Annotated in this window: 12 protein-coding genes; 6 read left to right on the top strand and 6 right to left on the bottom strand. The window is 33.1% G+C overall.

What is annotated here, in order from left to right:
• Window positions 1–40 precede the first annotated feature (40 nt).
• A complete protein-coding gene (pbpC, locus tag AC4FQ3_RS07555) occupies window positions 41–2,416 on the top strand; it encodes a penicillin-binding protein 1C (RefSeq protein ID WP_491181458.1) in 2,376 nt (791 codons plus the stop codon).
• Between the two features lie 621 nt (window positions 2,417–3,037).
• Here the strand turns inward: pbpC and AC4FQ3_RS07550 are convergent.
• Together AC4FQ3_RS07550 and AC4FQ3_RS07545 are read right to left on the bottom strand one after the other, a co-directional pair.
• Window positions 3,038–4,582: an Rne/Rng family ribonuclease gene (locus tag AC4FQ3_RS07550; RefSeq protein WP_042566187.1), complete on the bottom strand. Its 1,545-nt coding sequence runs from the start codon at window positions 4,580–4,582 to the stop codon at window positions 3,038–3,040.
• Between the two features lie 391 nt (window positions 4,583–4,973).
• The gene (locus tag AC4FQ3_RS07545) at window positions 4,974–5,264 is read right to left on the bottom strand and encodes an HU family DNA-binding protein (protein WP_042566188.1); all 291 of its coding nucleotides are present in this window, start codon (window positions 5,262–5,264) and stop codon (window positions 4,974–4,976) included.
• Between the two features lie 139 nt (window positions 5,265–5,403).
• Between AC4FQ3_RS07545 and mutY the strand changes: the two genes are divergently transcribed.
• From mutY to gldD, 4 genes are read left to right on the top strand one after another with little or no spacing between them, the layout of a single operon-like run.
• A complete protein-coding gene (gene mutY, locus AC4FQ3_RS07540; RefSeq protein ID WP_073394931.1) occupies window positions 5,404–6,450 on the top strand; it encodes an A/G-specific adenine glycosylase in 1,047 nt (348 codons plus the stop codon).
• A gap of 35 nt (window positions 6,451–6,485) precedes the next feature.
• Window positions 6,486–6,926 (top strand): single-stranded DNA-binding protein, encoded by a 441-nt coding sequence (locus AC4FQ3_RS07535; protein ID WP_042566190.1) that lies wholly within the window; start codon window positions 6,486–6,488, stop codon window positions 6,924–6,926.
• Between the two features lie 23 nt (window positions 6,927–6,949).
• Window positions 6,950–8,245, top strand: coding sequence for a gliding motility-associated protein GldE (locus tag AC4FQ3_RS07530; RefSeq protein ID WP_491181457.1), 1,296 nt, complete (start codon window positions 6,950–6,952; stop codon window positions 8,243–8,245).
• A gap of 1 nt (window position 8,246) precedes the next feature.
• Window positions 8,247–8,807 (top strand): gliding motility lipoprotein GldD, encoded by a 561-nt coding sequence (gene gldD, locus AC4FQ3_RS07525; protein WP_042566192.1) that lies wholly within the window; start codon window positions 8,247–8,249, stop codon window positions 8,805–8,807.
• Window positions 8,808–8,874: 67 nt separating this feature from the next.
• Here gldD and AC4FQ3_RS07520 read toward each other — a convergent pair whose 3' ends face one another.
• A complete protein-coding gene (locus tag AC4FQ3_RS07520; RefSeq protein WP_491181456.1) occupies window positions 8,875–9,336 on the bottom strand; it encodes a VOC family protein in 462 nt (153 codons plus the stop codon).
• A 139-nt stretch (window positions 9,337–9,475) separates the two neighbouring features.
• On the bottom strand, window positions 9,476–9,853 hold the full coding sequence (locus AC4FQ3_RS07515) for a heavy-metal-associated domain-containing protein (protein WP_042566194.1): 378 nt from the start codon (window positions 9,851–9,853) through the stop codon (window positions 9,476–9,478).
• 103 nt (window positions 9,854–9,956) lie between these two features.
• On the opposite strand from AC4FQ3_RS07515, the gene AC4FQ3_RS07510 reads away from it, so the two are divergent.
• Window positions 9,957–10,823 carry a DMT family transporter gene (locus tag AC4FQ3_RS07510; RefSeq protein WP_491181455.1) on the top strand — a complete coding sequence of 289 codons (867 nt, stop codon included), beginning with the start codon at window positions 9,957–9,959 and terminating at the stop codon, window positions 10,821–10,823.
• 93 nt (window positions 10,824–10,916) lie between these two features.
• Here the strand turns inward: AC4FQ3_RS07510 and AC4FQ3_RS07505 are convergent, their stop codons facing one another.
• Both AC4FQ3_RS07505 and AC4FQ3_RS07500 read right to left on the bottom strand, forming a co-directional pair.
• Window positions 10,917–12,965: an insulinase family protein gene (locus AC4FQ3_RS07505; RefSeq protein WP_491181454.1), complete on the bottom strand. Its 2,049-nt coding sequence runs from the start codon at window positions 12,963–12,965 to the stop codon at window positions 10,917–10,919.
• A 12-nt stretch (window positions 12,966–12,977) separates the two neighbouring features.
• On the bottom strand, window positions 12,978–14,300 hold the full coding sequence (locus AC4FQ3_RS07500; RefSeq protein WP_042566197.1) for a M16 family metallopeptidase: 1,323 nt from the start codon (window positions 14,298–14,300) through the stop codon (window positions 12,978–12,980).
• Window positions 14,301–14,375: the final 75 nt, after the last annotated feature.

The raw sequence follows: 14,375 nt of genomic DNA, 5'->3' as shown, positions 1-14,375 counted from the left end.
CGTTTAATCCGCACAATCAGTGGGCTAAAATGAAATTGTTTTGAAAAATAAACTTATAGCGTTCTTTCAACGCATTTTATACTGGATAAAAAGAAATAAAATAAAATCAGCAATTGTATTTTTACTCTTGCTGATTTATTATTTCTCGTTGCCACGAACTTTATTTCAGGAACCTTATTCTACCGTTATTGAAAGTAAAGAAGGAGAATTATTAGGCGCAAAAATTGCTCGCGACGGGCAATGGCGTTTTCCGGAACAAGATAGCGTTCCCGATAAATTTAAAAAATGCATTGTTTATTTTGAAGATGAATATTTCTATAAGCATCCAGGTTTTAATCCTGTCGCAATGGTTAATGCTATCAAACAAAACCGAAAAGCCGGAAAAGTAGTTCGCGGTGGAAGTACATTAACCCAACAAGTAATAAGGCTTTCTCGAAAAGGAAAAAACAGAACTTATTTTGAGAAGATCATTGAGCTTATTCTGGCAACACGCTTAGAATTAAGATATTCGAAAGATGAAATTTTAGATCTCTACGCTGCACATGCACCTTTTGGCGGAAACGTAGTTGGACTTGAAATGGCTTCCTGGCGTTATTTCGGATTAAAATCTACTCAGCTTTCGTGGGCAGAAAGCGCAACATTAGCAGTTTTGCCAAACGCACCAAGTTTAATTTATCCAGGAAAAAATCAGATTAAATTATTAGAAAAAAGAAATAGACTTTTATTGAAATTAAATCAGGAAGGTATAATAGACAAACAAACCTATGAACTTTCTGTTGATGAGCCATTGCCCGGAAAACCGTATAATTTGTCTCAAATTGCACCTCATTTATTACAGCGAGTTGCTAAAAATCAGGAAGGAACAAAAGTAAAAACCACGGTTGATTTTGCTTTACAAAACAGAGTAAATCAAATTGCGAAATATTATTACAATCAATACAAACAAAACGAAGTTAATAATCTGGCAATTTTGGTGGTTGATGTCAAAAACAGAAATGTAATCAGTTATGTTGGGAATGCGCCAACAGATAAAGATCACCAAAAAGATGTTGATATTATTGATGCGCCAAGAAGTACCGGAAGTATTCTAAAACCTTTATTATATGCTGCAATGCTCGATGATGGTGAACTTTTGCCTAATACTTTGGTTGCAGATGTACCAACTCAGATTTCGGGTTATACGCCAGAAAATTTTAATCTAACTTTTGATGGAGCTGTACCTGCGCATAGAGCTTTGTCCCGTTCTCTAAATATTCCGGCTGTTTTAATGCTGCAGGAATTTGGCGTAAATAAATTTTATGAAGAATTGCAGAAATTTAAATTAAGGGATATTAATAAAACGCCGGATCATTACGGATTATCGCTTATTCTTGGCGGAGCCGAAAGTAATCTGTGGGATTTATGCCGTTCATATGCAAATTTATCTTCGACGGTAAATTATTTTAATAAAAGTCACGGAAAATACAGAACAAAAGAGTTTGCAGAACTGAATTACGAAAATAATTTTGAGGCTGATTTTGGAGACGAAACGAATCAGAAGAATATTTTAAGTGCCGGCTCAATTTGGCTAGCGTATAACGCAATGGAAGAAGTAAACCGACCAGAAGGAGACGAAGCCTGGAAGTTTTATGACAGTTCGTTAAAAATCGCATGGAAAACCGGAACCAGCTTTGGTAATCGTGATGCCTGGGCTATCGGAACAAATTCGAGATATGTAGTGGGTGTTTGGGTTGGAAATGCAACAGGCGAGGGAAGGCCAACTTTGACAGGAGTTACAAGTGCGGCTCCTATTTTGTTTGATGTTTTTAATTTACTGCCAAGACAAAAATGGTTCGAAACGCCTTATAATGATTTAGATGAGGTAGAAGTTTGCAAATTAAGTGGTTATCTGGCAAAAGAGGGCTGCCCGAAAATAAAACAATGGGTTACTAAAAAAGGAAAAACGACAGCAATTTGTCCGTATCATAAAGTTGTGCATTTAGATCAAACAGAACAATTTCAGGTTAATAGCAGTTGTGAAAATGTAGAGAATATCGTAGTTAAAAATTGGTTTGTTTTGCCTCCGGTTATGGCTTGGTATTACAAAGGTAAACATATCGAATACCTGCCATTGCCTCCTTTTAAGGAAGATTGTATGGGAGCGCAAACCACCTCAATGGATTTTATTTATCCGAAAGTAAACAGTAAAATTTATCTAACGAAAGATTTTAATAGTGAAATACAGCCGGTAATTTTTAAAGTAGCTTATTCGCAAAGAGAAAATAAATTGTTTTGGTACGTTGATAATGTTTACAAAGGCGAAACAAAAGTTTTTCATGAAAAACCAATTTTGATGACAGCAGGATTTCATTATGTTACTGTAGTTGATGAATTTGGAAATGAAATAAGGAGAAAAGTTGAAATTGTGAGAGAATAAAAAACTAAAATATAATATATGAAACAAACGTGTCTGTATCTGATAATTATTTTAGGATCAGTATTTTTTAATTATCATTATGGCTTTGGATTCTTTTTTAAAAATGGAGAATTTACTATTTTATGGCTTTTCTTTTATACGCTTCTTTTACCAATTGGTTCAATGTTACATCTTTTTAATAATTACGCATCATCTTCAAACTTTCGTCAAAGTAGTTTATTTGTTTTTTTAGTTTATTTATTGAGCGTTTTTGTGTCTGCTTTTGAATATTTTGATTTTATAAATTTCACAATATTGGGTGATGGTGAAACAAAATTTGTTATTAGTTCGGTTTTAATAGTTTGCTTTATATCTGCATGTAGTTCATTTTTCTTTACTCAAATAAAAAATATAAGTAAATAATCTTCTTATGAAAACGAGTGCCTAGCCCAGATAGAAGTGGAAATCCTTTTATTTTTTTCTTTAAAAAATAAAAGATTGTAACGAATAGCTGGAAATTGCTCCTAAAAAAACAGCCGCGAATTCACGAATTAAAACTTATAATAATTCGTGAATTCGTGGCTAATAAAATAAAAAAGGGCACAAAAAAACCGCCAATCTTTCGAGAGGCGGTTTCTTGTTTTATTCTTTGATAACATTTCCTTTTTTGTCGTAGAAATGATATTCTAAGTACGTGTAAGCGTCACGAGGTATGATTTTCACCCATTTCTTATGTTCAAAAAACCATTTTGAACGTAATGATGGAAAACCTTTACTGAGGTATGCAGCCACAAACGGATGTACATTAAGTACAACACCCTTGTGGGTTTTTAAAATTCTTTCTAAATCAGAGGTGATTTTATCAATGATTAAAATTGGCGCTTCAATTTCGCCATGTTCATTGTTTGGATCTTCTTCTCTAGTTTTAATATTAACTTCGGGTCTTACTCGTTGTCTGGTAATTTGAACTAAACCAAATTTACTAGGCGGTAAGATTTTATGCTTTGCTTTATCGTCGCTCATTTCTTCTCGCAAGAAGTCGAACAAAACCTTCCTGTTTTCAGGATTAGACATATCGATAAAATCAACTACGATTATTCCACCCATATCACGCAAACGAAGTTGTCTGGCAATTTCAGCGGCAGCGATCATATTTACTTCCATGGCGGTATCTTCCTGATTAGTCGCCTTATTCGAACGATTTCCACTATTTACGTCTATAACGTGAAGAGCTTCAGTATGTTCAATAATAAGATAAGCGCCTTTGCTCATTGAAACCGTTCTTCCAAATGAAGTTTTGATTTGTCTCTCTATATTGTATTTCTCAAAAATTGGAGTGTCGTTTGATTGATAAAACTTAACAATCGATTGTTTTGAAGGGGCTATCTCTTGCAGATATTCCTTCGTTTGATGGTACAACTCTTCGTCATCTATTTGGATACCACTAAAGGTATCGTTAAAAACATCTCTTAATATTGAAGAAGCTCTGTTAAGCTCTCCTAATACTTTTGATGGATGATGAGCAGTTGGTAATTTTTTACACATTGCAGTCCATCTGGCAAGCAGGTTCTGCAAATCTTTTTCTAATTCGGCTACGTTTTTGCCTTCGGCTACTGTACGAACAATAACACCAAATCCTTTTGGTTTGATAGATAGAACAAGTTTTTTTAGACGATCCTTTTCTTTTTTGTCTTCTATTTTTTGTGAAATAGAAACTCGGTCAGAAAACGGAACGAGAACAATAAATCTTCCTGCCAATGAAAGCTCAGCGCTTATTCTTGGACCTTTGGTAGATATAGGTTCTTTTACAACTTGAACTAAAACAGATTGATTGGCACTTAAAATATCAGTAATGATGCCATCTTTGTCAATCTCTTTTTCAAACTGAAAGGTTTTTAGGGAGAAATCTTTTAATTTACCTGCGCTTACAAGTTTTATGAATTTCAATTGAGAAGCTAAGTTAGGTCCTAAATCGTGATAATGTAAAAAGGCATCTTTTTCGAAGCCTACATTTACAAAAGCAGCATTAAGTCCGGCAACTGGTTTTCTTATTTTGGCAATAAAAATATCACCAACCTGAAAATTGCTTTTCTCTTCTTCTTTATGTAATTCAATTAGTTTTCCATCTTTTAATAAGGCAAAATCTACGGCTTCAGAACTAGATCTAATGATTAATTCTTTATTCACACTGTAAATTTTTATCTGTTTTTTCAGAAAATAGAGTAAAGAGTAAAGAATAAAGACTTAGTAAAGCCTAAAATCTGAAATCTAAAATCTAAAATCTTATCTACAGATGGATTAAACAATATTTTTAACAGGTATTGAACCCGGGGAAAAGAAGATTAGTAGAGAATAGAACAAAGAGAATAGATTTTTACGTCTATTTTCTATTTCTTTACTCTTTCATCTTTTTTCAATTTCAATGAACGTTAAAAAGAAAAAAGTAGTTTAAAACTACTTTTTCTTTTTGTGACGGTTAGCTCTCGCTCTTTTCTTTCTTTTGTGAGTAGCTACCTTATGTCTCTTTCTTTTTTTACCACTTGGCATATCGTGTCGATTTTATAATTAATTAATAGTATTATTTTGCTTCGTTGTTTGTTTTTACTCCTTCTACAAAAACTTTTGCAGGTTTGAACGCAGGAATGTTGTGCGCTGGAATTTTGATAGTGGTGTTTTTAGAGATGTTTCTTCCAGTCTTTTCAGCTCTTGTTTTTACGATAAAACTTCCGAAACCTCTTAGGTAAACATTGTCACCAGTTTCTAATGAAATTTTAACTTCTTCCATAAAAGTTTCTACTGTTGCTTGAACATCTCCTTTTTCAAGACCTAGTTTCTCTGAAATTTTCGCTACGATATCTGCTTTCGTCATTTTCTTTCCTATTTTATTTATAAATGATGTACTATTTTTTTGAGTTTGCAAATATAGGAATTAAAAAAATAATTAATCAAGCTAATTCGTTAAATTTTAATTACATAAACATTTACTTTTGTATTCTAAGTATTTTACGATGGATTTTTCTAACATATTGATAAAATGGTATTTACAAAACAAACGTGATTTGCCTTGGCGAAAAACGACCAATCCGTACCTAATTTGGCTATCAGAAATAATGTTGCAACAGACTAGAGTTGCGCAGGGAACGCCCTATTTTTTTTCTTTTTCAGAGGAATTTCCTACGGTATTTGATCTCGCAAATGCCGATGAAGAGCAAGTTTTGAAACTTTGGCAGGGTTTAGGGTATTATTCTCGCGCCCGAAATTTGCATAAAACGGCTCAATATGTAGCAAATGAGTTAAATGGAATTTTCCCTCCTTCTTATACTGAATTGTTAAAATTAAAAGGTGTTGGTGAATATACAGCCGCTGCAATTGCTTCTTTTTCTTATAATGAACCTGTTCCTGTAGTAGACGGAAACGTATTTAGAGTGCTTTCCCGTTATTTTGATATTGAATCTGATATTACATTACCGGCAACTAAAAAAGAATTTACAGAACTGGCACGTCAATTAATGCCAAAGGACGATCCTGCAATTTTCAATCAGGCCATAATGGAATTTGGTGCTTTGCAATGTGTGCCTAAAAGTCCGAACTGTTCTGTTTGTGTTTTTTCAAATAGCTGCGCGGCATTGCAAAAAAAGAAAGTAGATGTTTTGCCTGTAAAGACTAAAAAGGTAAAAGTAACCAATCGATTTTTTAATTATTTAATTTTAGAAGATGTTTTGGGTAATACTTTAATCCAAAAAAGAACCGCAAAAGGAATTTGGCACAATCTATATGAGTTTCCTCTTTTAGAAGCACAGGAAATTGTTGATTTTGATTTTGTTTCAAAAACTGTTCAAAATGATATATTTTCAAACTATACTATATTAGGTATAGAAGACTGTAGCCATGCAACGGTTATTCATAAACTTTCGCATCAGCATTTGCATATTCAGTTTTGGAAAATTAAAATCAATGAAATAATTGAAAATGGAGTAGACTCAGTTAGTTTGGAAACATTTCCTTTTCCTATTGTGATTTATAATTTTATAAAAAAGCAAGAAATAAATTGCTAAAAAAATGTATCTTTGAGATAAATACCACAAAAACTATGAACGGAACATTAAATAAAGTGATGCTCATCGGCCACTTAGGCGATGATGTAAAGATGCATTATTTTGATGGAGGAAATTGTATTGGACGTTTTCAGTTGGCAACAAATGAAGTTTATATTAATAAAACGACCAATGAAAAGATAACCTCTACAGAGTGGCATAATTTAGTAGTACGCAATAAAGCGGCTGAAATTTGTGAAAAATATCTCTCTAAAGGAGATAAAATTTATATCGAGGGGCGCATAAAATCGCGTCAATGGCAAGCCGAAGACGGAACTACAAAATATACAACCGAAATTCAGGTTACGGAGTTTACTTTCTTGACTACCAAAAAAGAAGTAGCAAATCATAAACAAAATCACGAGTCAGAATCCGCAAAAAATGCTAACTTTGAAGCGAGTAACGAAGGCTTGCCTATAAATGATTTGCCTTTTTGATTGTTTAACTAATCTTTTTTGATTTGGACCCGGAGCCCAGTTTATTTTTCTCTACTAACTTAGACATCAATTTAATTATTGGTTTTGTCGGAATATTTATTTTGCTGTTCTTATCAGCAATTGTATCAGGTGCCGAAGTAGCACTTTTTTCTTTATCTCAAAAAGACATCGAAGATACTTTACAAGAAGATACTTCAAAAGGAAAAATTATTTCCAGTCTTTTAGATAAACCCAAAAAACTTTTAGCTACTTTATTGGTAGCCAATAATTTTTTCAATATTGGAGTTGTTATCTTATTCTCTTTTATTGGACAAAATATTTTTTCAAATGTTATTTCACCAGTATTTAAGTTTGTTTTAGAAGTTACTTTGGTAACAACTTTGATTTTACTATTCGGTGAAGTTTTACCTAAAGTTTATGCCAGTCGAAACAATATAAAATTTGCGAAATGGGCAGTATACCCAATTTCTTTTTTAGATAAATTACTCTCGCCAATAAGTTTGCCTATGCGTCAGGTTACCTTATATTTGCAGAATAAATTAGGGAAACAGAAGAATAATTTTTCGATCAATCAGCTTTCACAGGCTTTAGAGCTTACAGATTCTGAAGGGACATCAAGCGAAGAGCAAAAAATACTCGAAGGAATTGTTTCTTTTGGAAACACGGATACAAAACAGGTAATGAGCCCAAGGATTGATATTTTTGCATTAGAGATATCAGAATCATTTGCTTCAATTTATCCCAAAATAATCGACAAAGGATTTTCGCGAATTCCTGTTTATAAAGACAATATCGATCAAATAGAAGGCGTTTTGTTTGTTAAGGATTTATTGCCTCATATTGATAAAAAAGAGTTTGAATGGACATCTTTATTAAGAGAGCCTTTTTTTGTTCCCGAGAATAAAAAACTCGACAATTTATTAAAGGATTTCCAAAGTCTTAAAAGCCATTTGGCCATTGTGGTTGATGAATATGGCGGAACATCCGGATTGGTTTCTTTAGAAGACGTTATAGAAGAAATTGTAGGCGATATAAGTGACGAGTTTGATGATGAAAACCTGAATTATTCTCAAATAGATGAAAAGAATTTTCTTTTTGAAGGTAAAATCAATATGAAGGATTTCTACAGAATTGTAGATGTAAATGAAGATATTTTTGAATCACATAAAGGGGAAGCCGAAACGTTAGCCGGTTTTATCCTTGAGATTCTGGGGAATTTCCCTAAAAAAGATCAAAAAATAGCGTTTGAGAACTGTATTTTTACGATAGAAACAGTTGATAAAAAACGTGTAAAACAAATAAAAGTAACAATAGAATAAAATGCTTAAAAGAATAATTTCAGTAGCGACAATTTTACTAACACTAACACTTGTAAGCTGTAAAGATGATGTGATGCCAAAACCGGCAAGTTTTTTACGTTTGGATTATCCGGAAGCTACATATGCTAATTTTGAAGGTAATTGTCCATTTTCTTTTCAAATGAATGAAGCTGCGATTATAAAAGGCGAAAAAAATTGTGGTTTTGCAATTACGTATCCCAAAATGAAAGCTACCATTTATTTAACTTATAAACCAGTAAACGGCGATATCGAAAAATTGCTTAAAGATGCTCAGAAACTAACTTACGAGCATGTAATAAAAGCGGATGATATATTAGAACAGCCATATTTAAACCCTGAAAAAAAGGTTTACGGAATGTTTTATCAAGTTGATGGAAACGCTGCTACAAACTCTCAATTTTACGTTACAGACAGTACAAAACATTTTATAACCGGATCGGTTTATTTTTATGCAAAACCAAACTTCGATTCAATTATGCCGGCAGCCAGTTATATCAAAAATGATATGCGACAGTTGATGGAAACATTAAAATGGAAATAATAAAAAAAGCATTCAACTGAATGCTTTTTTTATGTTTTAAAGTGATGTAATTAAAAATTGCATTGAACTAAGAAGCCGAAAATGCATCATTCATAAAATCCTGAAGTCCTGCTTCTTCGAGTATTTCGATTGAGAATTCTCCAAAACGTTTTGGAAGCCAAATAATTCGAATTCCGCTGGGAGAATTAAGGCTTTCTAATGACAAAGGATTTCCATTTTCATCTTCCGGCTGAACTCCCTTAGAGACCAATTCATCAAAAACTTTTTCAATGTCCGGAGTAGAATAACAATGACGATAAATAGTTCCTTCACCTTTAGTATCTAATAGGTTTTTTAAATTTCCCGAAAAAGGCTTCACCAGCATAAATCGTTCCTGACCCATTTTTACAACAGCATATTCGACATGAAGTTCTCCTCTTTCCCAAGTGAATTTCTTTGAGATTTCGGCTCCAAGGATTTGTCTGTAATAATCACAGGCTACCTGAAGGTCTTTAACTAAAATGTCTATATGGCTAAATTTAAGGTTCATTATTTTTTATATTAATTTATTATTGCTGTGAGTGAAATCGATTTAAATAATTTTAAAAAAAAAACAGTAGTAATCCTGAGTTTACTACTGTTTGAAATGTATTATTTCTTTTGTTTTTCAGTACTCTATAAATCTTTTATTAAGATTTGATATTTGAAGTTTTATATGTTTTTCCATCCCCTGTTTCCTGAACTACTTTAGTTAAATTTTCAGGGTTTTGAATTGTTTTGTCGAAAGTAACTGTTGCCGTTTTTTTATCAAAATCAACGGCAGCTTTTTCTACACCTTCAAGATTTGATAGTTCTTTTTCGATAGTTTTTGCACAACCTACCGCACAAGTCATTCCTTCGATTGTAAAACTTGCTGTTTGTACATTTTCCGCGGCAATTGCTTTGTGTTCTTTAGTAACTGTTTTGTCAGCATTTATTACCGCTAAGCTTTTGTCTTCTTCTTTTTTGCAGCTTACAAGTACTAAACCTGAAATTGCTAGTGCCGTTATGATTTTTGTAAATTTCATTATATCGATGTTTTAAATTAGCTAATAACGTTGTTTGCAAAATTAATAAAAAAGCGAAGGTCAGTTCATAAAATAATTACAAATTTGCAGTAAAATACTATTTATGGATGCAAAACAATTAAAGTGGTTTTATTTATTCTTGCTTTCGCTAATTTGGGGAAGTTCTTTTATTTTAATTAAAAGAGGATTAGTTGGTTTAACAGCAATTCAGGTAGGTTCACTCCGAATTATTTTTGCCGCTTTGTTTTTGCTTATTGTAGGATTTTCAAGTTTAAAGAAAATTTCCCGCCGTCAATGGAAATTTGTGGCGCTAACATCAGTTTTTGGGACATTTATTCCTGCTTTCTTTTTTGCCATTGCCGAAACTCAGGTCGATAGCTCGATTGTAGCTATTTTAAATTCGCTTACACCTTTAAATACATTGGTTCTAGGAATAATTGCTTTCGGAATACAATTTCAAAAACGTCAGGTTTTAGGAGTTTTCGTTGGTTTAATTGGATGTCTGTTGCTGGTTTTAAGCGGTGCTTCTGCGCATCCGGGACAAAATTATTATTATGTTCTTTTGGTCGTAATTGCAACGATTTGTTACGCCATAAATGTAAATCTAATCAAGAAGTATTTGCCGGATTTGAATTCATTAAGCATCACAACCGGAAATTTTACGGTCTTGCTTATTCCTGCATTAATTATTTTAAGTACAACCGATTTTACACAAAGAATAAATCTTGAAGCAACAAAGCATTCTATTTTATTTGTAATGATTTTGGGTGTTTTAGGTACCGGAATTGCAAATGTTTTATTCTTTAAATTAATTCAAATGTCATCGCCTGTCTTTGCAACATCAGTAACGTATTTAATTCCGATAGTTGCTTTTTTCTGGGGATTATTAGATAATGAAATGCTAACGCCAGTTCAGTTTTTTGGTGCTTTTATTATTTTGATCGGAGTTTATTTGTCGGCTAAGAAATAAAAGAAGCTTTGTCAAAGTTTTAAACTTTGACAAAGCTTCTAAAAATCTTAGTCCCGAAGCTTCGGGACAGCGCCTTAGCACCTCAGAACCTTCCTAAAGAAAATCTGCTTCAGAAACTCCTTCATTTATCTTAATCTCAGACATTTTAATGTCTAATTCAAAACCTGCATTTTGTATTAGATTAAAAGGAACTTTTACGCCTTTTACTTCTTTATAATCATTAAAATAAGTTGTTTGTGTTGTAGATTGTCCGCTTTGCTCTTTTATTTTGGTTTCGGCTACTTTTAATCCTGATTTTACATCATAATAATAAATAGTTTTTCCATCTTTTATAGAATAAGCGTCGTTGCCGTTTATTGGTTCTATTCCTTCAACTTTTAAACCGGTTTTTTTGCTTAATAGCAATTCCTCAAAAGGAGCTGCGTTTGCTTTCATTTCGGCTAAATCTGCGCCTTCAAGATTTTTACGTTGTCCTTGTTGTTCTATATAAGCACCTTTGTCGTTTACAACTTGCTTCATCAAAGCCATAGTTCCCATAGAAAGTGAAACCATCATTTTTCCTTTTGAATCTAATTTTGAAGTAAAAGTTAAAGGAGTCGGTGCTTGCGGAATTGTCGTCGAACCTTTCATGGAAAGTGTTTTTGCTGCAGAAACCGCTTTTTCGCCACCAATCGCTTTGATGTAATTCTCAAACACAGTTTTTGCGGTGATTTCAGCCGGAGCTTCTTTTTTGCTTACCGGTTTTTCAACAGGGTTTCCGTATTTGTCAAAATAATAAATAGGAATTTGAAGTTTTTCTAAACCGCTTAGTACTTCAGATCCTTTTCCTACGATAACAATTCGCATATTATCAAGAGGGAAATATTTGTTGGCAACACGATAAATATCATCTGGAGTAACATTGTTAATCGTCTGAATGTATTTTTCATAGAAATCAGCCGGAAGCTTTTCTGTTTCGATATTTAAAGCGTAACGAGCCACGGCCTGAGGTTTTTCAACCTGCATTACAAATCTTCCGATATAACCTGCTTTTACGTTTTTCAACACATCATCAGAAACTTTTTCTGTTCTGATTCTTTTAATTTCTTTTACAAATTCGGTAACGGCACTATCGGTAACCGCATTTCGAACTGCAGATGTTGCTTTGAATTTTGTAACATATTTTCCGCTTCCAATGTTTGAGTTAGCACCGTATGTCCAGGCATGTTGTTCGCGCAGATTCATGTTTAAATAGCTGTTGAAATCACCGCCCAAAATTTGATTTGCAATTACAGCAGGGAAAAAATCAGGATCACTCATTTTTAAATTCACTGTATTTACCAATGAAATTTCAGATTGAACTGCATTTGGAACATCAACAAAATCAATTTGAAGTTTTGATACATTTTGCGGATCTGAGTAAGTGTTTTTTGGAGCGCTTTGTTTTTTCCATTCGCCAAAAAGCTTTTCTACGGCTGCTTTTGTTTCTTTAAATTTAATATCTCCAATTACAACCAAATAAGCATTTTCAGGAACAAAATAAGTAGCATAATTTGCCTGAACATCTGCAAGTGTTACATTTTTCAACGTTTCTTCAGAAATAAATTCTCCCGCAGGATGATTTTTTCCAAAAGCCAAAACATCTACAACGCGATTGGCAATTGCCGGAACGCTTTTTTCATCGGCTTTAAGCCCTTCTAATAATTTTGCTTTTTCCTTATCAAATTCTTCCTGAGTAAAATTTGGCTGTAAAGCGCCTTCGGCTAAAAGCTCCAGAACTCTTCCGGAATATTTAGAAAGCGAACTTGCATAAGCGCCAGATGAAGTAAAATTGATGCTTGCGCCATAAAAATCAATTTCTTCATTAAAAGCTTCTTTTTTTGTTTTTTTAGAGCCGTTTCCAATTAAACTGCTGGTTAATTCGTCAACGCCTTTTTTGTTTCCTTCTGTAAAAGGAGCGTTGTCAAGCGTAAGATTAAAACTTACTCTTGGTAATTTATGATTTTCAACCACCAAAACTTTCATACCGTTTGCCAAAACAAAAGTTTGTGGTTTTTTGATGTTGACTACTGGTGCGTTACCTGGTTTAGGTTGTGGGCGATCTTGTGCTTGCATAATTCCCGTTAGGAATAAAAGGATTAAAATTGTATGTATTTTTTTCATGATTTGAGACTCTTAGTTTTCAACTTTTTTTGAAGGAACATAATCTAAAATTAAACGCTGATTAGGGTTTAAATACTTTTTAGCGACATCTCTAATTTCTTCTCTTGTTATAGAGTGGTAGAGGTCGATTTCGGTATTTATAAGATTTACATCTCCATAAAGTAAATAATAAGAAGCTAAATTTTCTGCAATTCCTTCGACACTTGCGTTTGCGTTGACAAAATTATTATCAAATTTATTTTGTAATTTTTGATAGTCTTTTTCAGAAATCAAATCGGTTTGTATTTTAACAATTTCCTCATCCATTTCTTTTAAAATGTCTGCAGTTGTATTGGGTTGCATTGGCAAACCGTATAGAATGTACATTCCGTAATCTTCCTGACTAAAGCCGACAGCACCAATTTGAAGCGCCATTTTTTTATCATCAACTATTTTTTTGTACAATTTTGAGCTTTTTCCATCGCTTAAATAAGAAGAGATTAAGTCTAAAACCCGGGCATCTCTTGTTTTCATTGATGGTGTTCTGTACGAAGCAACGACCATCGGAATCTGAATATTAGGATCTTCGTAAGTTGCTTTTATTGTTTGATTAATTGGTTCTTCTGTAAAAGTTTGTTTTTTTACAACTTCCCCTTTTGGAATTGGACCAAAATATTTCTGAATCCATTCTTTGGTTTTTGTTTTGTCAAAATCGCCTGCAACAACTAAAACGGCATTATTTGGGGTGTAGAATTTTTTATTAAAAGCCTGAAATTCTTCAAGAGTTGCAGCATCCAGATCTTTCATAGAGCCAATTGTTGTCCAGCGATACGGATGGTTTTTGAACATGTTTTTTTTAACTTCAGGTAAAATATTTCCATAAGGCTGATTGTCGTAACGCATTCTCTTTTCTTCTTTTACGACTTCATTTTGCGTATCAACTCCAATTTTGTTGATAATTGGGTGCATCAATCTTTCAGATTCCATCCATAAACCAAGTTCTAAACTATTTGACGGGAAAACTTCATAATAATAAGTTCTGTCATCAGATGTATTGGCATTGTTTACTCCGCCATTTGCGGTAACAATTTTCATCCATTCGCCGCGTTTTATATTTTGGGTTCCTTCAAATAACAAATGCTCAAAAAAGTGAGCAAAACCTGTACGATCAGGACGTTCATCTTTAGATCCCACATGATACATCACAGAAGTTACAACAACTGGCGCCGAAGGATCGTTGTGCAAAATAACATGCATGCCGTTGTCTAAATTATATTCTTCAAAAGCTACTTTTTGAGCATGAGCTACTCCGCCAAGCATTAATGCAGCACTTAACATCATTATCGAATTTTTCATAAAGATTAATAATTTTTATTACCTAATATTATAGTAGGTAGTCAAGAGGTAATTATAGTTACATCAAAAATAAGT

It is taken from the genome of Flavobacterium sp. AK-345, assembly GCF_058310175.1.
This window is presented reverse-complemented; position numbering and strand designations above follow the sequence as displayed.

Excerpts from the sequence above, each read along its gene's own strand:
- AC4FQ3_RS07545 (WP_042566188.1), bottom strand. The coding sequence starts at position 5,264 with ATGACGAAAGCAGATATCGTAGCGAAAATTTCAGAGAAACTAGGTCTT.
- mutY (WP_073394931.1), top strand. The coding sequence starts at position 5,404 with ATGGATTTTTCTAACATATTGATAAAATGGTATTTACAAAACAAACGT.
- AC4FQ3_RS07535 (WP_042566190.1), top strand. The coding sequence starts at position 6,486 with ATGAACGGAACATTAAATAAAGTGATGCTCATCGGCCACTTAGGCGAT.
- gldD (WP_042566192.1), top strand. The coding sequence starts at position 8,247 with ATGCTTAAAAGAATAATTTCAGTAGCGACAATTTTACTAACACTAACA.
- AC4FQ3_RS07520 (WP_491181456.1), bottom strand. The coding sequence starts at position 9,336 with ATGAACCTTAAATTTAGCCATATAGACATTTTAGTTAAAGACCTTCAG.
- AC4FQ3_RS07515 (WP_042566194.1), bottom strand. The coding sequence starts at position 9,853 with ATGAAATTTACAAAAATCATAACGGCACTAGCAATTTCAGGTTTAGTA.
- AC4FQ3_RS07510 (WP_491181455.1), top strand. The coding sequence starts at position 9,957 with ATGGATGCAAAACAATTAAAGTGGTTTTATTTATTCTTGCTTTCGCTA.
- AC4FQ3_RS07505 (WP_491181454.1), bottom strand. The coding sequence starts at position 12,965 with ATGAAAAAAATACATACAATTTTAATCCTTTTATTCCTAACGGGAATT.
- AC4FQ3_RS07500 (WP_042566197.1), bottom strand. The coding sequence starts at position 14,300 with ATGAAAAATTCGATAATGATGTTAAGTGCTGCATTAATGCTTGGCGGA.